Origin of the sequence: Serratia sp. X3 (assembly GCF_014982455.1) — a bacterium.
Taxonomy (GTDB): domain Bacteria; phylum Pseudomonadota; class Gammaproteobacteria; order Enterobacterales; family Enterobacteriaceae; genus Serratia; species Serratia ureilytica.
Genome location: NZ_JADCNB010000003.1, coordinates 450,036 through 470,888, shown reverse-complemented (window position 1 = coordinate 470,888; position 20,853 = coordinate 450,036). Strand labels below are relative to the sequence as shown.

Genomic DNA, 20,853 nt, shown 5'->3' with positions numbered 1-20,853 from the left:
GCAAGCCTTCTCAGCACCGCCAGAAGGCGTAAGGAACCGTTATGACGACCGTAGTGAAATGCCCAACCTGTGGCACCGGCGTGGTTTGGGGCGAAGTCAGCCCGTTCCGGCCATTTTGCAGCAAGCGCTGCCAGCTGATCGATCTTGGCGAGTGGGCCGATGAAGAGAAGCGCATTCCGAGCAACAGCGATCTGTCGGAAAGTGAGGACTGGAGCGAACTCGACGACCGCTAGTCGCCGTTTGCAGGCCTGGCGCGCGCCAGGCCGATAGTGCTATTGCGCGGCACCAGCCTGCGCCACCAGCAGTTGGATAATGCCGGCGTTGGCTTCCGGGAACTCGTCTTCACGCAGCTCCGCCTGTTTTACCCAGCGCATCGGCTGCCCCTCACGGCCAAACGGCTCGCCCGCCCAACGCTCCACCAGATAAAAATTCAGCGTCACGATGCGATCGCTGAAACGATGTTCCACCACCTCCAGCAGTTCGGCCCGCTCGGCTTCGATACCGGTCTCTTCGCGCAACTCGCGGCTCAGCGCCTGTTCCGGCGTCTCACCCTGCTCGATCTTGCCGCCAGGAAACTCCCAGAATCCGGCCATGTGCGCGTCAGCGGCGCGGCGCGTAATAAAGATCTCCCGTTGAGCATTGCGGATGATGCCCACGGCAATATTCAGATGTTTCATCTCACCCTCCTGATGGGTGCCAAAAAACAGGGGCTCAGCAAGCTGAACCCCTGGGTATTATCGGTCAACCGCGGCCGGCATTACTGCAGGCGGCCGTGGCACTGCTTGTATTTCTTGCCGGAACCGCATGGGCAAGGATCGTTGCGGCCCACTTTGCGCTCGGCGGTCGCCGGCGCGTTCGGATCTTCGGTCACCAGCGCGTTCTCGTCGTGGTGGCTCAGCTGTTGCTGCTGCGCCAGGCGCTCGGCCTCTTCACGGCGCTGCTGTTCCAGCGCTTCCACCTCTTCCGGCATCCGCACCTGTACCTTGCTCAGCACGCTGATCACTTCATATTTCAGCGATTCCAGCATGGTGGCGAACATGTTGAAGGATTCGCGCTTGTACTCCTGCTTCGGATCCTTCTGCGCATAGCCGCGCAGGTGGATGCCCTGACGCAGGTAGTCCATCGCCGCCAGGTGCTCTTTCCACAGGGAATCCAGCGTCTGCAGCATCACGCCCTTCTCGAAGTTGCGCATCATCTCGCTGCCGACCACTTCTTCCTTACGCTGATACTGCTCTTTGGCGTTCTCCAGAATACGTTCGCGCAGCGTCTCTTCGTGCAGCTCCGGCTCTTTGTCCAGCCACTGGGCGATCGGCATCTCCAGATCGAAGTCGTTCTTCAGACGCTCTTCCAGCCCCTGAATGTCCCACTCTTCTTCCAGCGACTGCGGCGTGATGTAGTTGTCGATGGTGCTCTTGAACACGTCCTCGCGGATGCTGGCGATGGTTTCGCTCACGTCGGACACGTCCAGCAATTCATTACGCTGGCTGTAGATGGCGCGGCGCTGATCGTTGGCGACGTCGTCGTATTCCAGCAGTTGCTTACGGATATCGAAGTTGCGGCTTTCCACTTTGCGCTGCGCGTTGGCGATCGCCTTGGTCACCCACGGGTGCTCAATTGCTTCGCCTTCTTTCATGCCCAGTTTACGCATCATGCCGGACACGCGATCCGAGGCGAAGATACGCATCAGGGCATCTTCCATCGACAGGTAGAAGCGGGATGAACCGGCGTCGCCCTGACGACCGGAACGGCCGCGCAGCTGGTTATCGATACGGCGCGATTCATGGCGCTCGGTGCCGATGATATGCAGGCCGCCCGCCGCCAGCACCGCGTCGTGGCGCTCTTTCCAGGCGGCTTTGATGGCTTCGATCTGCTCTTCGGTCGGTTCTTCCAGCAGCGCCACTTCGGCCTGCCAGCTGCCGCCCAGCACGATATCGGTACCACGGCCCGCCATGTTGGTGGCGATGGTCACCGCACCGCTCTGGCCGGCCTGGGCGACGATGTCCGCTTCCATGGCGTGGAATTTGGCGTTCAACACCTTGTGGTCGATGCCCGCTTTGGTCAGCTCTCGGGACACCACTTCGGATTTCTCGATCGAGATAGTCCCCACCAGCACCGGCTGGCCTTTGGCGGTACGCTCGCGGATGTCTTCAATGATGGCGCCGATCTTCTCTTTCTCGGTCATGTACACCAGATCCGGCATGTCTTTACGGATCATCGGACGGTTGGTTGGCACCACGATCGTGTCCAGCTTGTAGATCGAGCTGAATTCGAAGGCTTCGGTATCGGCGGTACCGGTCATCCCGGCCAGCTTCTCATACAGACGGAAGTAGTTCTGGAAGGTGATCGAAGCCAGCGTCTGGTTCTCGTTCTGGATCTCCACGCCTTCTTTGGCTTCCACCGCCTGGTGCAGACCGTCGGACCAGCGGCGGCCCTGCATGGTACGGCCGGTGTGCTCATCGACGATGATCACTTCGCCGTCTTTCACGATGTAATCCACGTCGCGGGTGAACAGCACGTGAGCGCGCAGCGCGGCGGTAACGTGGTGCATCAGCATGATGTTGGTCGGCGAGTACAGCGATTCGCCTTCATCCATGATGCCGGCTTCCACCAGCATCTCTTCAATCAGGATCAGACCGCGTTCGGTCAGGTGTACCTGACGCGCCTTCTCGTCCACCGAGAAGTGCCCTTCACCTTTGAAGGTGTCGGAGTCTTCTTTTTCCTGGCGGATCAGTTTAGGGATCAGCTTGTTGACCTTGATGTACATCTCGGAGCTGTCTTCTGCCGGGCCGGAGATGATCAGCGGCGTACGCGCTTCATCGATCAGGATGGAGTCCACCTCATCCACCAGCGCATAGTGCAGTTTGCGCTGCACACGCTCTTCCGGGCTGAACGCCATGTTGTCGCGCAGGTAGTCGAAGCCGTACTCGTTGTTGGTGCCGTAGGTGATGTCGGCAGCGTAAGCTTCGCGCTTGGCCGGCGCCGGCATGCCCGGCAGGTTGATGCCGATGCTCAGACCGAGGAACTCGAACAGCGGACGGTTGTTTTCGGCGTCGCGCTGCGCCAGATAGTCGTTGACGGTCACGACGTGCACGCCGCGGCCGCTCAGGGCGTTCAGGTAGGCCGGCAGCGTCGCGGTCAGGGTTTTACCTTCACCGGTGCGCATCTCGGCGATGCAGCGGTCGTTCAGTACCATGCCGCCCAGCAGCTGCACGTCAAAGTGACGCATGCCGAACACGCGCTTGCTCGCCTCACGCACCACGGCGAAGGCTTCCGGGATCAGGCTTTCCAGCGATTCGCCCTTCTCCAGGCGCGCGCGGAATTCGTTGGTTTTCGCTTTCAGCTCGTCATCGGACAGCTTTTCCATGTCCGGTTCCATGCGGTTGATCTGCTCAACCACTTTGCGCATGCGGCGCAGGGTACGATCGTTACGGCTGCCAAAAACTTTGGTTAATAATTTCACTAACATGATGTTTGATATCTCTGTCATGACCGCCGAGCGCGGCAGTCAACTTGCTATTATTTATGGTTTTTGTGCCCAAAGGGCGAGATCAGACGAGGGCGACGGGCCCGGCGCGAATGCCCTGCACCTGCGCCACCCACAGGCCGGTCTGGTGCCGCGCCAGCGTTGGCAGCACCTCAAGGTGGGTGTGGCGAATGATGGTCGGCGGCTTCGGCTCGTGCGTCAGCAGCGCGTTGAGAGTAGAAAGCAGCGCCAGTTGCGCTACCTGCAAAGGGGGTTCCGCTTCGGCTTCGCTCTCCTGCACCCGCGCATAAACCGCCTGCGGCGCCAGCGCGAAAGAGAGGTGACGAATGACGGTGCGCAGCGCATGTTGCTGCCAATAATCTACGCTGAAGGTAGGACGGCGATGCGCGTCCTGCAGCAGGGCCAGGCTGTTGAAGGTGCCGTTGGCCGAATTTTGCCGGTTAAGGCTGGACGATGTGCTCGGCAATGCGGCCTGATCGGGTGCGCCGGACAAATTGGAAGGCGCGCCAAGCGTGGCCGCAACCATCCCTAACAGGAGATGGGGCCAGAAATAACGTCTGCCAAATTGTCGCCAACGATTTAGAATACCGATCACGAGTTTATAATCCGCCGGAGCCCATTATGCGCGATAGCCGTCCACAATTATTAGATGTCCTGTTCGACGACGCGTCTGCCGGCAGCAAAGGGCCGCTGCATAACGTCCAGCAACGCGCGGTGGCGCTGCTCAAGCTTAACCGTGCAGTGAAGGGCCTGTTGCCCGCTCCCCTGCATCCCTGGTGCCGCGTCGCGAATTTCCGACAGGGTATTTTAGTGCTCGAAACGGCAAATGCCAGTTGGATGATGCGCTTGCGCTACGAACAACCCGCTTTGCTGTCTGCACTACGAGCGCAAATTCTACCATCATTGTCGTCGATCGACATCAGGATTAATCCGGCCTTGATGGCGAAAGGCAACAACCAGGTGCAAAACGCCGAAAAAGCGCCGGAAAAACCCGTGCCGATGCGGCATTTGAGTCTGGAGAGTGCGGAAGAGCTGAGAGGATTAGCGAGCCGTAGCCCGGAGAAACTGCGCAAGATATTGGAACGGCTGGCTGCATTGGCCGGAGAGGGTACCAATACAACCAGTCGTGATAAGTAATCAGCGACACAACTGCAAAACATCTGGCAGCCGACATTACACCATCGTGAGCCTGAATTCTCAGGCTCTCAGGGGATGCGCCTGCCGTTATTCGCAGGCGAGGAAAGCAGACCTTACGCCAATACGGTAGACGGTGCCTTGAATGCCAATGGCATTTCGGCTTCGTCCTGGAAGGTCACGTATTCCCACGCTTCCTGCTTGGCCAGTACGGCCTGCAGCAGTTTGTTGTTCAACGCGTGACCAGACTTGTACGCGGTGAACGCGCCAATGATGTTGTGGCCGCACATGAACAGGTCGCCGATGGCGTCCAGCATTTTGTGACGTACGAATTCGTCTTCGAAACGCAGACCGTCTTCGTTCAGCACGCGGTAGTCGTCTACCACGATGGCGCAGTCGAAGCTGCCGCCCAGGGCCAGGCCGCGGGACTGCAGGTATTCGATATCACGCATGAACCCGAAGGTGCGCGCACGGCTGATTTGACGCACAAAAGACTCAGCCGAGAAATCAAGACGATAGCGCTGAGAGCTGGCGTCGATGGCCGGGTGGTTGAAGTCGATGGTGAAGTCCAGGCGGAACCCGTTATGCGGGGACAGCTCGGCCCACTTGTCGCCATCTTCAACGCGTACGGTCTCTTTCAGACGCAGGAATTTCTTCGCCGAGTTCAGTTCTTCGATGCCGGCATCCAGCAGTAAGAACACGAACGGACTGGCGCTGCCGTCCATGATTGGGATTTCAGCGGCGTCGACTTCGATGACGATGTTGTCGATGCCCAGCCCAGCCAGCGCGGCGTTAAGATGCTCAACGGTCGAAATACGCACGTCATGCTCATTCACCAGGCAAGTACAGAGCATGGTATCACGCACGGATTTTGCATCAGCCGGAAAATCAACCGGTGGATTCAAGTCAGTGCGACGATAGATGACCCCGGTATTAGCCGGCGCTGGGCGCATTGTCAGCGTGACTTTCTTGCCGGTATGCAAACCGACACCAGTCGCCTGAACAATACGTTTTAATGTCCTTTGTTTGATCATCGTTTTATCTCGCAATGTTATCCATCCTACCAGCCAAGCATACAGCAAGGCTGGCGGGACAGTTTAGCACAAAGAGCGGAGATTCCAAATTCTCAGGATATTCTTAGTCTGCCTGTTTACGCAGGAAGGCTGGAATATCAAGATAGTCGGGCTCTTTATTCGGCTGCGCAGCTTGGTCGTTGACCACCTTGGCGGCAGGTTTCACTTCCTGCGGCAGAGGCGACATGCCGTGCTGCTGGTAACGGTGATCCATCACCGGCTGGCTGGCCTGCTTATTGGTCACCAGGGTGATTTCAGGACGCTTGTCCATACCGATACCGGTTGCCACCACGGTGACGCGCAGTTCGTCGTTCATTTCCGGATCCAGCGAGGTACCGATAACCACGGTGGCGTTGTCGGAAGCGAACGCACGGATGGTGTTACCCACGGTTTCGAACTCATCCAGACGCAGGTCGAAGCCGGCGGTGATGTTGACCAGTACGCCGCGCGCGCCGGACAGGTCGATGTCTTCCAGCAGTGGGCTGGAGATCGCCATTTCGGCCGCTTCTTCGGCGCGGTCTTCACCGCAAGCCACGCCGGAACCCATCATCGCGTAGCCCATTTCGGACATCACGGTGCGCACGTCGGCGAAGTCGACGTTCATCAGGCCCGGACGGGTGATCAACTCGGCGATACCCTGCACCGCGCCTTTGAGCACGTCGTTGGCCGCGCCGAACGCGTCCAGCAGGGAGATGCCGCGACCCAAAACTTTCAACAGCTTGTCGTTCGGGATAGTGATCAGCGAGTCCACGTGTTTGGACAGTTCAGCGATACCCTGCTCCGCGAATGCCATGCGCTTTTTGCCTTCGAAGTTGAAAGGCTTGGTCACCACGGCCACGGTCAGAATACCCAAATCTTTAGCCACTTCAGCCACCACTGGCGCCGCACCGGTACCGGTACCGCCGCCCATGCCGGCCGCGATGAAGACCATGTCTGCGCCGTCCAGCGCTGCGCGCAGGGCTTCGCGGTCTTCTTCCGCTGAATTGCGACCCACTTCCGGGTTCGCGCCCGCACCCAGACCTTTGGTAATACCGCTACCAATCTGGATGGTTTGGCCAACCGCCGTTTTGCGGAGCGCCTGGGCGTCCGTGTTCACAGCGAAGAATTCAACACCTTCGATGCGCTCGCGCACCATGTGTTCAACGGCGTTGCCACCGCCGCCGCCGACGCCGATGACTTTAATCACCGCGTCATTGGTTAGTTCCATTGGTTCAAACATAGTTTCTCTCCGTTTTGTGCCTGTCGCTGCGAGATCATAAAAAGATTACTCAGCATGATCTCTTTGTTGAAACATTAAAACTCTTTTCTCAGCCAGCTATTGATGCGTTTAAACCAATTGCCCACCGAGGCGCGTTTTTCTACTTCTGTCTCACCGCTCAGGTGAGACTCTTTTCCATAGTGCAGCAGACCTACCGCCGTCGAGTAGTAAGGCTCCTGCGCATAATCCGTCAGACCCGTGATGTTCAAGGGTTGGCCGATGCGTACCTGGGTGTGGAACACCCGTTGCGCACAGGCTGCCAGGCCATCAATCTGGGCGGCGCCACCGGTCAGCACGATACCGGCCGCCAGATGATGCTTCACCCCTTGCTGACGCAGTTGCTCCTGCAATTGCAAAATTTCATCGTTAACCAGATTCAACAGTTCGGTGTAGCGTGGCTCAATGACTTCAGCCAGCGTCTGTCTTTGCAGACTGCGCGGAGGACGTCCCCCGACGCTAGGCACCTCTACATTCTCATCCTTGCTAACAATCGACCCAAGCGCACAACCGTGTCGAACTTTAATCGCTTCCGCGTCGGTCGGCGGCGTGCCGAAGGCGTAAGCGATATCGCTGGTGACCACGTTCCCGGCGTAAGGGATCACTTTGGTGTGGCGCAGCGCACCGCCGGTGTACACCGCCATATCCATGGTGCCGCCGCCGATATCCACCACGCAAACGCCGAGTTCGCGTTCATCTTCGGTCAGCACCGCGTAGCTCGCGGCCAGACCGGCGAAAATAAGTTGGTCAACTTTCAGGCCGCAACGTTCCACGGCCTTGACGATGTTCTTCGCCATATCGTTATGGCAGGTAATCAGATGCACCTTGGCCTGCATGCGCACGCCGGACAGCCCAACCGGGTTTTTGATGCCTTCCTGATAATCGATGGCGTATTCCTGAGGAATCACGTGCAGGATGCGGTGTTCGTCGCGCACGCGCACCGATTTGGCGGTGTGCACCACGTTCTCCACGTCGTCCTGCGTCACTTCCTCTTCCGAGATAGGCACCATGCCGATTTCGTTCTGGCAGCTGATGTGTTTGCCCGACAGCGCCAGGTACACCGACGAGATCTGGCAGTCCGCCATCAGCTCGGCCTGATCGATGGCGCGCTGTACGCACTTCACCACCGACTCCAGGTCGTTTACGCCGCCCTTATCCATGCCGCGAGACGGGCAGCTGCCCACCCCGATAATGTTGACCATGCCATCGGGCAGAACTTCCCCTACCAACGCGGAGACTTTTGCAGTACCGATCTCCAGTCCAACTACCAGTTTTCTGTCCGTCGACTTGATCATTGTTGTTTTGCCTGTGCCTGATTCTGTTGCTGATTACTGTTTTGCTGACCGCCAAGCGCCTGCGGATCGACCAACACCGGAGCCCACCCTACCGAAGCGCCGGACTCGTAGCGCAGATCGACATAGCTGACACGCTTGCTCTCCGCCTGGCCCTGCTGCTGCAATACCGGGTAAAGCTCGATAAACCGCTGCAAACGCCCGTTGCGGTCATCGCGCCCCAGCTCAAGCCGGACATCGTTGTCCAGCGCCAGCTGCCAGGAATGGCGCGCGGTCATCGCCGCCATTTTCAGCGTATATTTGCTGGCCGCCAACGTGGCGCTCATCGCCCGATAGCCTTCCAGCACATCCTGCTCGCTCCCTTCCGGCCCGTAGAGCAGCGGCAACTTCTGCTTGCCCGCCCGCTCCGCCGGCACGCTGAACGCTTTGCCCTCGGCGTCCACCATGTGCAAATCGTTCCAGCGCGCCACCGGGACATACTCCACCAAATGGATCTTCAGCTCATCCGGCCATTGTTTGCGCACGCTGGCCTGCTTGATCCACGGCAGACGTTCGATCTGCTGCTGGATAACGTCCACATCCTGCGTCATAAAGGTGCCGGGCGCGCCCAGCGCCAGGATCGCCTGACGAATATCATCGTTGGTGGTGTAATGGCGTTCGCCGGTCACCACCAGCCTTGAGAGCGGCAGGCGACTGGCGTCTTTCATCCAGCCAAGCACCGCCCAACCGCTCCACACGACCGTTCCCAACACCATCAGCAGGAAAATCATTCCCGCCAACTGGGTTCCATTGCTGCGGCGCGGGCCGTTATCCACCTCGCGATCGCGCGCATTCAGGGCAGCTTGCGACATATCAGTCGGCCAACTCCAAAATTCTCGCCACTAGCTGCGAGAAGCTTAATCCAAACTGGCGCGCCGCCATCGGCACCAGGCTATGACTGGTCATGCCCGGAGAGGTGTTCACCTCAAGCAGATAGAAGCTGCCATCGCTGTCTTGCATCACGTCGACGCGGCCCCAGCCGCTGCAGTCCAGACCGCGGTAGGCGCGCAGCGCCAACGCCGCCATCTCGGCTTCCTGCTCGGCGCTCAAACCGCTCGGGCAGAAGTACTGCGTATCGTCCGAAATGTACTTGGCCTGGTAGTCGTAAAACACGCCGGCCGGCTGGATGCGGATCGACGGCAACACCTGGTCACCCAGCATCGCCACGGTGTATTCCGGGCCGCTCAACCACTTCTCCACCAGCACGTCGTCGTCATGGCGGAAGGCTTCTTCCAGCGCCGCTGCCAACGCCGCACTTTCGGTGACCTTGCTCATGCCGACGCTGGAGCCTTCACGGCTCGGCTTGACGATCACCGGCAGGCCGAGATCCGCCACGCGCGCCAGCAGCGCCGCTTTTTCGGCGCCGAGATACAGCTGGCGATTCAGCGCCACGTAAGGCGCCACCGGCAAGCCCATCGACTGCCACACCATCTTGGTGCGCCATTTGTCCATGGTCAGCGCCGAGGCCATCACGCCGCTGCCGGTATAAGGCAGCTCGAGGAACTCTAGCAGCCCCTGCAGGGTGCCGTCCTCGCCGCCGCGGCCGTGCAGCGCGATAAACACTTTGGTGAACCCCTGCTCTTTCAGCTGGGTCACCGGGAAATCGCGGGTATCGACGCCGTGCGCATCGATACCGGCTTCGCGCAACCCGGCCAGCACCGCAGCGCCGGACTGCAGAGAAACGTCACGTTCAGCGGAGGTGCCGCCCAGCAGAACTGCAACTTTATCAGCCATGGTGCTCCTCCTCTTTCTTCGGCGGCTGCAGCTTCAGCTCGGCCAGTTTACGGGCGATTTTGCCCACGTTGCCGGCGCCTTGCACCAGCACCAAATCGTCATCCTGCAGCAGCTGCGCCAGGGTTTCCGGCACGGTATCGGCATCGGAAACCAGGATCGGATCCAGCTTGCCGCGGCTGCGGATGGTGCGGCACAGCGAGCGGCTGTCCGCGCCCGGGATCGGCGCTTCGCCGGCGGCGTACACGTCGAGCATCAGCAGCACATCCACCTGCGACAGCACGTTGGCGAAATCGTCGTACAGATCGCGGGTGCGCGTGTAGCGGTGCGGCTGGAAGATCATCACCAGACGCTTGTCCGGCCAACCGGCGCGCGCCGCTTTCAGCGTGGCGTCCACTTCGGTCGGATGGTGGCCGTAATCGTCCACCAGCATCGCGCTGCCCGCTTTGCCGTTGACCGGCTCCAGCGGAAACTCGCCGAGGAAATCGAAGCGGCGCCCGGTGCCCTGGAAGCCCGCCAGCGCGCGCAGGATATCTTCGTCGTCGATGCCTTCTTCGGTCGCTACCGCCACCGCCGCCGCTGCGTTCAACGCATTGTGGCGGCCCGGCGCGTTCAGCGTCACCGTCAGCAACGGTTTGTCCTGACGGCTCAGGGTAAAGTGCCCCTGCGGCCCAATCTGCCGGTAGTCTTCGATGCGCACGTCGGCATCTTCACTGAAGCCGTAGGTGGTGATATGGCGACCCACGCGCGGCAGCAGCTCACGCACCACCGGATCGTCGATGCACATCACCGCGCGACCGTAGAACGGCAGGTTGTGCAAGAAATTGATAAACGTCTGCTTCAGGTTCTCGAAGTCGCCCTGGTAGGTGTCCATGTGGTCGGCTTCGATGTTGGTGACCACGGCCACCATCGGCTGCAGATGCAGGAACGACGCATCGCTCTCATCCGCTTCCGCGATCAGATAACGGCTGGACCCCAGTCGTGCGTGGGTCCCCGCCGCCTTCACCAGCCCGCCGTTAACGAAGGTCGGGTCCAGGCGGGCTTCGGCGTAAATGCTCGAGACCATCGCCGTGGTGGTGGTTTTGCCGTGCGTGCCGGCGATAGCGATGCCGTGGCGAAAACGCATCAGCTCCGCCAGCATTTCAGCGCGGCGGATCACCGGGATGCGCGCTTCACGGGCGGCGACGATCTCCGGGTTGTCGGCGGAGATGGCGGTAGAAACCACCACCACGCTCGCATCCAGCACGTTTTCCGGACGGTGATTGAAATAAATCGTCGCCCCGAGCGCGCTCAACTGCTGGGTCACCGGATTCGGCGCCAGGTCGGAGCCGCTGATCTGATACCCTTCGTTTGCCAACACTTCGGCGATACCACCCATGCCGGCGCCACCGATGCCGACAAAGTGAATGTGCCGGACGCGACGCATCTCAGGCACGATAGTACGTAGTTTCGCCAGTTGTTGTGTATTCATCACTCTCTCTAATCCGGATCCGGTACCCCGGCCCTACATCACATTGCTTTTATTCAGGTTCGGCGCGCCGAACCCCTGCACTCGTTACTTGGCGAGCCGCACCAGCTCCGCCGCCACGCGCTCGGTGGCGTCCGGAATGGCGACCGCGCGCGCTTTCTCGGCCATGGCCAGCAGCGTCTTGCGATCCCAGCTCGCCAGCAGTTCGGCCACCACATCGGCGTTGAACTGCGGCTGTTCGATAATCTTCGCCGCGCCGGCTTCTTCCAGCGGGCGTGCGTTCCAGTACTGTTGACGATCCTTGTGCATGAACGGCACGAAGATCGCCGGCAGCCCCGCCGCCGCGATTTCGCTGACGGTCAACGCGCCGGAGCGGCAGACCACCACGTCGGCCCAGGCATAGGCGGCGGCCATGTCGTCGATGAACTCGGTCACCTTGTGCTGCGTCTGCCCTACCCTCTCGTAGTCGCGCAGCACCGTTTCCAGCGCGCCCTTGCCCACCTGATGCCAGAGCGTAATTCTATCGCCCAAACGCGCCGCGACTTCAGGAACTGTCTGATTCAGCACGCGGGCGCCCTGACTTCCGCCAATCACCAGCACGCGGATCGGGCCTTCGCGCCCTTGCAACCGCTCCGCCGGCAACGGCAGCGCCAGCACGTCGGTACGCACCGGGTTGCCCACCACCTCGGCGTTCGGGAACGCGCCGGGGAAGGCCTGCATCACTTTGGCGGCGATGCGCGCCAGCCAGCGGTTGGTCAGGCCGGCGATGCCATTCTGCTCATGCAACACCACCGGGATGCCGCACTGCCAGGCCGCCAGGCCGCCGGGGCCGGAAACGTAACCGCCCATCCCCAGCACCACATCCGGCTGATAACTGCGCATGATGGCTTTCGCCTGGCGCACCGCCTGCCAGATGCGCAATGGCGCGGTCAGCTGGGCCTTCAGGCCCTTGCCGCGCAGGCCGGAGATGCGGATAAAATCAATCTCGATCCCATGCTTCGGCACCAGATCGGCTTCCATACGGTCTGCGGTTCCGAGCCAACGCACCTGCCAGCCCTGCGCCATCAGATGATGCGCGACCGCCAGCCCCGGGAACACGTGCCCGCCGGTACCGCCTGCCATCACCATTAAACGCTTAGGTTTCCCGCTCATCCCTTACCTCTTCACAAACGCCTGAGCCTTGGTCAGGCGCGTTTCATAATCAATTCGCAGCAACAGCACGATCGCCGTCGACATAATCAGCAAGCTCGAGCCGCCGTAACTGATCAGCGGCAGCGTCAGACCTTTGGTCGGCAGCATGCCCGCGGCGGCGCCGACGTTAACCAGCGCCTGGAAGCTGAACCACACGCCGATCGCGCAGGCCAGGAAGCCGGAGAAGCGTTGGTCGATCTCCAGCGCGCGGCGCCCAATGGACATCGCGCGAAAAGCGACGAAGAATACCATTAACAGGGCTAAAACCACACCGATATAGCCCAGTTCTTCACCCAAAATGGAGAAGATGAAGTCGGTGTGCGCTTCCGGCAAATACTCCAGTTTCTGCACCGAGTTGCCGAGCCCCTGCCCCCAGAACTCGCCGCGGCCGAACGCCATCAGCGACTGGGTCAACTGGTAGCCGCTGCCGAACGGGTCGGCCCACGGGTTCCAGAACGAGGTCACGCGGCGCATACGGTACGGTTCCGCGATAATCAGCAGCACCACGGCGAACACGCCGGAGCCGATGATCGCCAGGAACTGCCACATTTTCGCGCCGGCCAGGAACAGCATCGCCAGCGTGGTGATGAACAGCACCACCACGGTGCCGAGATCCGGCTGCGCCAGCAGCAGCACCGCCAGCACCACCATGACGCCCATCGGCTTACAGAAGCCCCAGAAGTTGCTGCGCACCTCTTCCACCTTGCGCACCAGATAGCTCGCCAGGTAGCAGAACAGCGACAGCTTGGACAGCTCCGCCGGCTGAATACGCAGCGGGCCGAGCGCGATCCAGCGCGAGGCCCCGTTCACCGAGCTCCCCACCACCAGGACGATCAGCAGCATCACGATCGACATCAGCAGCATCACGTTGCTGTAGCGCTGCCAAACTTCCATCGGGATGCGCAGCGTCACCAGCGACAGGCCGAACGCCAGGCCGAGGTACAGCGCATCGCGTTTGGCGAACAGGAACGGATCGTCCGCCAGGCGTTGGCCGATCGGCATCGACGCCGAGGTCACCATCACGAAGCCGATGATCGCCAACCCGAAGGTCAGCCACAGCAGGGTGCGATCGTACAGCACCATGTTGACCGCGTCGTTGTCGCGCGCGCCGGTCACCCAGTCTTTCAGCCGTTCTGTCAGCCCGAAGTTCGGCAAGCGTAGTTTCATCCGCCAAGCTCCTGCGCCAGGCGGGCGAACTCATCGCCGCGCACTTCAAAATTACGGAACTGATCGAGACTGGCGCAGGCCGGCGACAACAGCACCATATCGCCGGGCTGTACGCGGCCGGCGATGGTGCGCATCGCCTGCTCCATGGTCTCGGTCAGCGTCGCCACTTCCGGCCGCAGCTGCGCCAGCTGGGCGCCGTCGCGGCCAAAGCAATACAAACGCACGTTGTCGCCCTGCAGATAGCGCGCCAGCGGCGAGAAATCGGCGGACTTGCCGTCGCCGCCCAGCAGCAGATGCAGCGTGCCGTCCACCTGCAGGCCGTTCAGCGCCGCTTCGGTGCTGCCGACGTTGGTGGCTTTGGAATCGTTGATCCAACGCACGCCGTTGTTCTCCCAGGCCAGCTGGAAGCGGTGCGCCAGGCCGGTGAAGGTGGTCAGCGCCTTCAGGCTGGAGGCACGCGGGATATTGACCGCATCCGCCAGCGCCAGCGCCGCCAGAGCGTTGGTGTAATTGTGGCGGCCGGTCAGCTTCATCTCGCGCGTGTTCAGCACCTTCTCACCGCGCACCCGCAGCCAGGTTTCCCCCTGCTGACGGTTCAGGTGATAGTCGCCCACGTCCGCCCCGAAGCTGACGCAGCGTTCGTCGGCGCCGCGCACCGGCATGGTCAGCGCATCGTCCGCGTTCACCACGCACACCGCGGCGTTTTCATACACGCGCAGCTTGGCGCCGCGATACTGCTGCAGGCCGAACGGATAGCGATCCATATGATCTTCGGTCACGTTCAGGATGGTCGCCGCCGCCGCCCGCAGGCTATACGTCGTTTCCAGCTGGAAGCTGGACAGCTCCAGCACATACAGCTGACATTCCTGACGCAACAGGCTCAGCGCCGGCAGGCCGATATTGCCGCCCACGCCCACCGCCCAACCGGCGGCTTTCGCCATCTCGCCCACCAGGGTGGTGACGGTGCTCTTGCCGTTGGAGCCGGTAATCGCCACGATCGGCGCCTGCGCCTCGCGGCAGAACAGTTCGACGTCGCCGACGATTTCCACGCCGGCTTCCGCCGCGGCGCTCAATGCCGGGGTCGCCAGCGCGACGCCCGGGCTGGCGACGATCAGATCCGCCGCCAGCAGCCAGTCCTGGTTCAGATCGCCCAGATGGCGCTCCACGCTTTCAGGCAGTTTGTCCAACCCTGGCGGCGCGATACGGGTATCCATCACGCGCGGCGTCACGCCGCGCGCCATGAAGAAATCGACACAGGACAGGCCGGTGAGGCCCAACCCGATGATGACGACTTTTCTACCCTGATAGTCTGCCATGATTAACGCACCTTCAGCGTTGCCAGGCCAATCAGCACCAGCATCAGCGAAATGATCCAGAAGCGCACGATCACGCGCGGCTCCGGCCAGCCTTTCAATTCATAGTGGTGGTGAATCGGCGCCATGCGGAAAATGCGTTGTCCGCGCAGCTTGAACGATCCCACCTGCAGGATCACCGACAGCGTCTCTACCACGAACACGCCGCCCATGATCACCAACAAGAACTCCTGGCGCAGCAGCACCGCGATGGTGCCCAGCGCGCCGCCCAGCGCCAGCGAACCGACGTCGCCCATAAACACCTGAGCCGGGTAGGTGTTGAACCACAGGAACCCGAGGCCGGCGCCGACGATGGCGGTGCAGACGATCACCAACTCACCGGCATGACGCAGATACGGAATATGCAGGTAGTTGGCGAAGTTCATGTTACCGGTCGCCCAGGCCACCAGCGCGAAACCGGCCGCCACGAATACCGTCGGCATAATCGCCAGGCCGTCCAGACCGTCGGTCAGGTTGACCGCGTTGCTGGTGCCGACGATGACGAAATAGGCCAGCAGGATGTACAGCAGGCCCAACTGCGGCATCACGTCCTTAAAGAACGGCACAACCAGCTCGGTGGCTGGCGTGTCTTTTCCTACGGCGTACATGGCGAATGCGACAATCAGCGCAATCACCGACTGCCAGAAATACTTCCAGCGGGCGATCAGTCCTTTGGTGTCCTTACGCACCACCTTGCGGTAGTCATCGACGAAACCGACAATGCCGTAACCCACCAGCACAAACAGCACGCACCAGACATACGGGTTGGACGGATAGGCCCACATCAGCACCGAAATGGTGATGGAGGTCAGGATCATGATGCCGCCCATGGTCGGCGTGCCGCGTTTGCTGAAGTGCGACTCGGGGCCGTCGTTACGCACCACCTGGCCGAAGGACATTTCTTGCAGACGCTTGATCACCCGCGGGCCCATCCACAGCGACAGGAACAGCGCGGTCAGCAGGCTGACAATGGCTCGGAACGTCAGATAAGAAAAGACGTTGAAGCCTGAGTAATACTTGACCAAATGCTCGGCCAGCCAAACTAACATGGTGCTTTCTCCTGTAACGCGCGTACTACCTGCTCCATTGCGGCACTACGTGAACCTTTGATTAACACGGTGATGACCGCATGTTCCGACAGTAATTCCGCCACGCGCGCGATCACTGCTGTCTTGTCCTGATAATGTTCGCCGTTGCCGGAAGCCTCGCTCAGCACGCGGCTCAACCCGCCGACGCTGATCACTTTATCGACCCCGGCCTGGCGGGCGGCTTCACCCACCTGACGGTGGCACTCTTCCGCTTCTGCGCCCAGCTCGGCCATATCGCCGACCACCATCACGCGGTAGCCCGGCATCTCCGCCAGCACCTGCGCCGCCGCGGTCATCGACCCGACGTTGGCGTTGTAGCTGTCGTCCAGCAGCAGCTTGCCTTCGGCCAGCGCCACCGGGAACAAACGCCCCGGCACCGCCTGCAATTGTTTTAACCCCTGACGCACCGCTTCCAGGGTGGCGCCCACCGACATCGCCAGCGCCGTGGCCGCCAGCGCGTTGGCCACGTTGTGGCGCCCCGGCAGCGGCAGTGCGATCTCGGCGGTGCCGAACGGGCTGTGCAGCGTAAACTGCGTGCCTGCGCCGTTCACCCGCACGTCGTCCGCGAAGAAGTCCACGCCTTCGGCCGCCTGCGGCGAGAAGCGCCAGACGGTTTTGCCGCCCAGCATGCTCTGCCAGTGCGGCCAGTCGTTGTTATCGGCGTTGATGATCGCCACGCCGTCGGCCGGCAGGCCGGTAAAGATTTCACCTTTCGCCTGGGCGACGCCGGCCAGCGAGCCGAAGCCTTCCAGGTGCGCCGCCGCCAGGTTGTTCACCAAAGCGGTCTGCGGACGCGTCAATGCGGTGGTGTAAGCAATTTCGCCAATGTGGTTAGCGCCCAGCTCTATCACGGCAAAATCATGCTGCGGCTCCAGACGCAACAGCGTCAACGGCACGCCGATGTCGTTATTGAAGTTGCCGGCGGTATACAGCACTTCGCCGCATTCACGCAGAATGGCGGCGGTCATTTCTTTCACCGATGTCTTGCCCGAGGAGCCGGTCAGCGCCACCACGCGCGCCGGCACCTGCTGACGCACCCAGGCGCCAAGCTGCCCCAGCGCCAGACGGGTGTCTTTCACCACCAGCTGCGGCACGTCCACCAATAAGCGCTTACTGACCAGCAACGCCCCGGCGCCTGCGGCTACGGCATCCGCCGCGAAGTCGTGCGCGTCGAAACGCTCGCCTTTCAGCGCCACAAACAGGCAACCGGCGGTCACCTTGCGGGTGTCTGTCGTCACCTCGACAATTTGGCAATCGGCGCCCACCAGTTCAGCGCTCAATACCTCAGCCAGTGTCTGAAGAGAGACAGGGATCATGCCAGCACCCCCAGCAGTCGGGCGACCGTCGTGCGATCGGAGTAATCCAGGCGGCGGTTGCCCACCAGCTGATAATCTTCATGGCCTTTGCCCGCCACCAACACCACATCCTGCTCCTGCGCCTGCATGATGGCGCTGGTCACCGCTTCGGCGCGGCCGTGGATCACCAGCGCCTGCCCGGCGTCCAGCAATCCGGTCAGGATATCGTTGATAATCGCGCGCGGCTCTTCGGTACGCGGGTTGTCATCGGTGATCACCACGCGATCGGCGAACTGCTCGGCGATGCCGCCCATCAGCGGACGTTTGCCCTTGTCGCGATCGCCGCCGCAGCCGAAGACGCACCACAGCTGCCCCTGGCAGTGCAGGCGCGCCGCTTCCAGCGCTTTCTCCAGCGCATCCGGCGTGTGGGCGTAATCCACCACGACCGTCGGTTTGCCCGGCGCGTTAAACACTTCCATGCGGCCGCAGACCGGCTGCAGACGGTTGCCGGTTTCCACCAGCGCCGCCAGCGGGTAGCCCAGCGACAGCAGCGTCGCCAATGCCAACAGCAGGTTGCTGACGTTGAAAGCGCCCATCAGGCGGCTTTCGATCTCACCGTCGCCCCAGCTGGAGCTGAACCGAACCGTGGCGCCGTTGTCGTGATAATCGACCGCCGTGGTTTTCAGCCAGCGGCCGTGACAGCCCGGCTGCAGGTTGCCCTGCATCGTCACCGCCACCGCATCCGGCAGCTTGCTCAGCCAGCGCTGGCCGACTTCATCGTCGGCGTTGATGATCGCCTGCCCCACATTGTGGGCGGCGAACAGCGACCATTTGGCCGCTTCGTAATTGGCCATATCACCGTGGTAATCCAGGTGATCGCGGCTCAGGTTGGTGAAGACCGCGGCAGCGAACGGCAGCGCCGCCACCCGGTGTTGCACCAAACCGTGGGATGAGACTTCCATCGCGGCGAAGGTCGCGCCCTGTTCCGCCAAGTCGTTTAATACGTGTTGAACATCCACCGCAGAACCAGTGGTATTCTCGGTCGGGCAGACCTGGCCCAGCAGACCGTTGCCGACGGTGCCCATCACCGCGCTGGTTTCGCCCAGCAGTTGGCTCCACTGCGCCAACAACTGCGTGGTAGTGGTTTTGCCGTTGGTGCCGGTCACGCCGACCAGGCGCAGACGCTCGCCCGGCTGATGGTAAAAACGCCCGGCCAACGCAGAAAGGCGCTGGTTCAGTTGGCTCAGGTAGATCACCGGCACGCCGTGCATCTCAACGATGGCGCCGTCTTCGGCCTGACCGTCAGCTTCGGCGATCACGGCGGCGACGCCCTGCGCAATGGCCTGCGGAATATAGCGGCGTCCATCCGTTTGATGGCCGACCACGGCGACAAACAGATCCCCGGCAGCCGCCACACGGCTGTCTAATGTCATTTCCCGCAGCGCGCGCCCGGGCGCAGTCGGCACCCACGGGGCGAGTAAGTCGCGCAAATTACGATCTGCCACCTGAACCCTCTTTCTTGTTAATCACTAATTCGCTTTTGTCACCGGTGGGCAACGCGTCAGGCTCGACGTTCATGGTGCGCAAGACGCCGCCCATGATGGCGCCGAACACCGGCGCTGAGATTGCGCCACCATAGTATTTCCCACCCTGCGGGTCGTTGATGACGACCACCAGGGCAAAACGGGGGTTACTTGCCGGCGCGACGCCGGCGGTATAAGCGATGTATCGGTTGACGTATTTGCCGTCCGGGCCCACTTTTTTCGCGGTACCGGTTTTGATGGCGATACGGTATCCCTTGATGGCGGCTTTCACGCCGCCGCCGCCCGGCAAGGCCACGCTTTCCATCATGTGCACCACGGTGCGCACCAGAGGTTCAGGGAAAACGCGTTCGCCGGCGACCGGAGGGTCAACCTTGGTGATCGACAATGGGCGATACACGCCCAGACTGCCGATCGTTGCATAGACTCGCGCCAACTGTAACGGAGTTACCATCAGCCCGTAGCCGAAAGAGAAGGTGGCCCTCTCTATGTCAGACCACCGTTGTTTTTTTGGGTATATGCCACTGCTTTCTCCGACCAGCCCCAAATTGGTCGCTTTTCCCAGCCCAAAACGAGAGTAAGTATCTACTAACGCTGAGGACGGCATCGCTAACGCTAGCTTTGAAACACCGACGTTACTCGACTTCTGCAAGATCCCGGTCAATGACAGCTCCGAGTACCGCGCCACGTCTTTGATCTCGTGGCCCTGAATGCGGTACGGGATGGTGTTCAGCACGCTGTTTTCTCGCACCACGCCGTTTTGCAGCGCGGTCATCACCACCATTGGCTTCACGGTTGAACCGGGTTCAAAAATATCGGTGATAGCGCGGTTACGCATGGTTTCTTTCGGCGTACCGGCCATGTTGTTCGGGTTGTAAGACGGGCTGTTGGCCATCGCCAGCACTTCGCCGGTGTTCACGTCGATCAGCACCGCAGTGCCCGATTCGGCCTTGTTGAACGCCACGGCGTTGTTCAGCTCGCGATACACCAGCGCCTGCAGGCGCTCATCGACGCTCAGCACCAGGTTATGCGCCGCCTGGCTGTCGACGGAGGAGATATCTTCAATCACTCGGCCGAAGCGGTCCTTGCGCACCGTTCTCTCGCCCGGTTGCCCGGTCAGCCAGCGATCAAAGCTCTTCTCGACGCCTTCGATGCCTTGCCCATCGATGTTGGTCACGCCGATGATGTGCGACGTCACCTGCCCCGCCGGGTAGTAACGGCGCGACTCCTGTCGCAGGTAGATCCCCGGCAGCTTGAGTTTGTGGATGTAGTCGCCGATCGCCGGGTTAACCTGGCGCGCCAGATAAACGAAGCGCCCTTTCGGGTTGGCGTTGATGCGGTTGGAAAGCTGGTCCAGCGGGATGTTGAGCGCATCGGAAAGCGCTTTCCAACGGCTGTCCAGCGTGATGCCGCCGCGTTCGTTCAGCTCTTTCGGATCGGCCCACACCGCGTTCACCGGCACGCTGACCGCCAACGGACGGCCGGCGCGATCGCTGATCATGCCGCGCGCGGTCGGCACTTCCTGCACGCGCAGCGAACGCATGTCGCCCTCTTTCACCAGACGATCGGGGTTGATGACCTGCAGGTACGCGACGCGCAACATCAGGCCAACCATCGCCAGCAAAATGCAGCCGCACAGCAACGCAAAACGCCAGCTGACAAAGCTGGCCTGATCTTCCTGGCGTCTCAACTTACCGGGGCGCGCTGCTTTCATGCGTTTCCTTTCTACTCCGTGTCATTATT

General features: G+C 61.2%; 18 protein-coding genes. 2 read left to right on the top strand and 16 right to left on the bottom strand.

What is annotated here, in order from left to right; translation table 11 throughout:
- Nucleotides 1-41 precede the first annotated feature (41 nt).
- Nucleotides 42-233: a DNA gyrase inhibitor YacG gene (gene yacG, locus IMX17_RS16410; protein ID WP_025301578.1), complete on the top strand. Its 192-nt coding sequence runs from the start codon at nt 42-44 to the stop codon at nt 231-233.
- Between the two features lie 39 nt (nt 234-272).
- On the opposite strand, the gene mutT is transcribed toward yacG, so the two are convergent.
- The 3 genes from mutT to secM all read right to left on the bottom strand — a co-directional run bounded on the left by mutT (nt 273) and on the right by secM (nt 4,079).
- Complete coding sequence (gene mutT, locus IMX17_RS16405; protein WP_046898127.1) at nt 273-677, bottom strand: 8-oxo-dGTP diphosphatase MutT; 405 nt, start codon at nt 675-677, stop codon at nt 273-275.
- Between the two features lie 80 nt (nt 678-757).
- Nucleotides 758-3,466 carry a preprotein translocase subunit SecA gene (gene secA / locus IMX17_RS16400; protein ID WP_046898126.1) on the bottom strand — a complete coding sequence of 903 codons (2,709 nt, stop codon included), beginning with the start codon at nt 3,464-3,466 and terminating at the stop codon, nt 758-760.
- An 82-nt stretch (nt 3,467-3,548) separates the two neighbouring features.
- Nucleotides 3,549-4,079, bottom strand: coding sequence for a secA translation cis-regulator SecM (gene secM, locus IMX17_RS16395; protein WP_033641856.1), 531 nt, complete (start codon nt 4,077-4,079; stop codon nt 3,549-3,551).
- A gap of 26 nt (nt 4,080-4,105) precedes the next feature.
- Here secM and IMX17_RS16390 point away from each other — a divergent pair, with 26 nt between their 5' ends.
- The gene (locus IMX17_RS16390) at nt 4,106-4,621 is read left to right on the top strand and encodes a DUF721 domain-containing protein (RefSeq protein WP_046898125.1); all 516 of its coding nucleotides are present in this window, start codon (nt 4,106-4,108) and stop codon (nt 4,619-4,621) included.
- Between the two features lie 113 nt (nt 4,622-4,734).
- Here the strand turns inward: IMX17_RS16390 and lpxC are convergent, their stop codons facing one another.
- The 13 genes from lpxC to IMX17_RS16325 form a co-directional block, all read right to left on the bottom strand.
- Nucleotides 4,735-5,652: a UDP-3-O-acyl-N-acetylglucosamine deacetylase gene (gene lpxC, locus IMX17_RS16385; protein WP_025159644.1), complete on the bottom strand. Its 918-nt coding sequence runs from the start codon at nt 5,650-5,652 to the stop codon at nt 4,735-4,737.
- Between the two features lie 103 nt (nt 5,653-5,755).
- Entirely contained in the window at nt 5,756-6,910 is a 1,155-nt protein-coding gene (gene ftsZ / locus IMX17_RS16380; protein WP_004932757.1) for a cell division protein FtsZ, read from the bottom strand.
- Nucleotides 6,911-6,984: 74 nt separating this feature from the next.
- Nucleotides 6,985-8,241, bottom strand: coding sequence for a cell division protein FtsA (ftsA, locus tag IMX17_RS16375; protein WP_004932758.1), 1,257 nt, complete (start codon nt 8,239-8,241; stop codon nt 6,985-6,987).
- Complete coding sequence (gene ftsQ / locus IMX17_RS16370) at nt 8,238-9,089, bottom strand: cell division protein FtsQ (protein ID WP_004932761.1); 852 nt, start codon at nt 9,087-9,089, stop codon at nt 8,238-8,240. Before ftsQ ends, ftsA begins: the two co-directional genes overlap by 4 nt.
- A gap of 1 nt (nt 9,090) precedes the next feature.
- Nucleotides 9,091-10,011: a D-alanine--D-alanine ligase gene (locus tag IMX17_RS16365; RefSeq protein ID WP_033651670.1), complete on the bottom strand. Its 921-nt coding sequence runs from the start codon at nt 10,009-10,011 to the stop codon at nt 9,091-9,093.
- Nucleotides 10,004-11,479 (bottom strand): UDP-N-acetylmuramate--L-alanine ligase, encoded by a 1,476-nt coding sequence (gene murC, locus IMX17_RS16360; RefSeq protein ID WP_074055947.1) that lies wholly within the window; start codon nt 11,477-11,479, stop codon nt 10,004-10,006. The genes IMX17_RS16365 and murC overlap by 8 nt, the downstream gene beginning before the upstream one ends.
- An 84-nt stretch (nt 11,480-11,563) precedes the next feature.
- A complete protein-coding gene (murG, locus tag IMX17_RS16355) occupies nt 11,564-12,628 on the bottom strand; it encodes an undecaprenyldiphospho-muramoylpentapeptide beta-N-acetylglucosaminyltransferase (RefSeq protein ID WP_004932773.1) in 1,065 nt (354 codons plus the stop codon).
- A 3-nt stretch (nt 12,629-12,631) separates the two neighbouring features.
- Nucleotides 12,632-13,834: a cell division protein FtsW gene (gene ftsW, locus IMX17_RS16350; protein WP_015376649.1), complete on the bottom strand. Its 1,203-nt coding sequence runs from the start codon at nt 13,832-13,834 to the stop codon at nt 12,632-12,634.
- Nucleotides 13,831-15,150 carry a UDP-N-acetylmuramoyl-L-alanine--D-glutamate ligase gene (gene murD, locus IMX17_RS16345; RefSeq protein ID WP_182265288.1) on the bottom strand — a complete coding sequence of 440 codons (1,320 nt, stop codon included), beginning with the start codon at nt 15,148-15,150 and terminating at the stop codon, nt 13,831-13,833. The genes ftsW and murD overlap by 4 nt, the downstream gene beginning before the upstream one ends.
- A 2-nt stretch (nt 15,151-15,152) precedes the next feature.
- Entirely contained in the window at nt 15,153-16,235 is a 1,083-nt protein-coding gene (gene mraY, locus IMX17_RS16340) for a phospho-N-acetylmuramoyl-pentapeptide-transferase (RefSeq protein WP_004932782.1), read from the bottom strand.
- On the bottom strand, nt 16,229-17,590 hold the full coding sequence (murF, locus tag IMX17_RS16335; protein WP_193549985.1) for a UDP-N-acetylmuramoyl-tripeptide--D-alanyl-D-alanine ligase: 1,362 nt from the start codon (nt 17,588-17,590) through the stop codon (nt 16,229-16,231). The genes mraY and murF overlap by 7 nt, the downstream gene beginning before the upstream one ends.
- A complete protein-coding gene (gene murE / locus IMX17_RS16330) occupies nt 17,587-19,074 on the bottom strand; it encodes a UDP-N-acetylmuramoyl-L-alanyl-D-glutamate--2,6-diaminopimelate ligase (RefSeq protein ID WP_193549984.1) in 1,488 nt (495 codons plus the stop codon). Before murE ends, murF begins: the two co-directional genes overlap by 4 nt.
- Nucleotides 19,061-20,824, bottom strand: a complete 1,764-nt coding sequence (locus tag IMX17_RS16325; RefSeq protein WP_004932790.1) for a peptidoglycan glycosyltransferase FtsI — start codon at nt 20,822-20,824, stop codon at nt 19,061-19,063. The genes murE and IMX17_RS16325 overlap by 14 nt, the downstream gene beginning before the upstream one ends.
- Between the last annotated feature and the right edge of the window lie 29 nt (nt 20,825-20,853).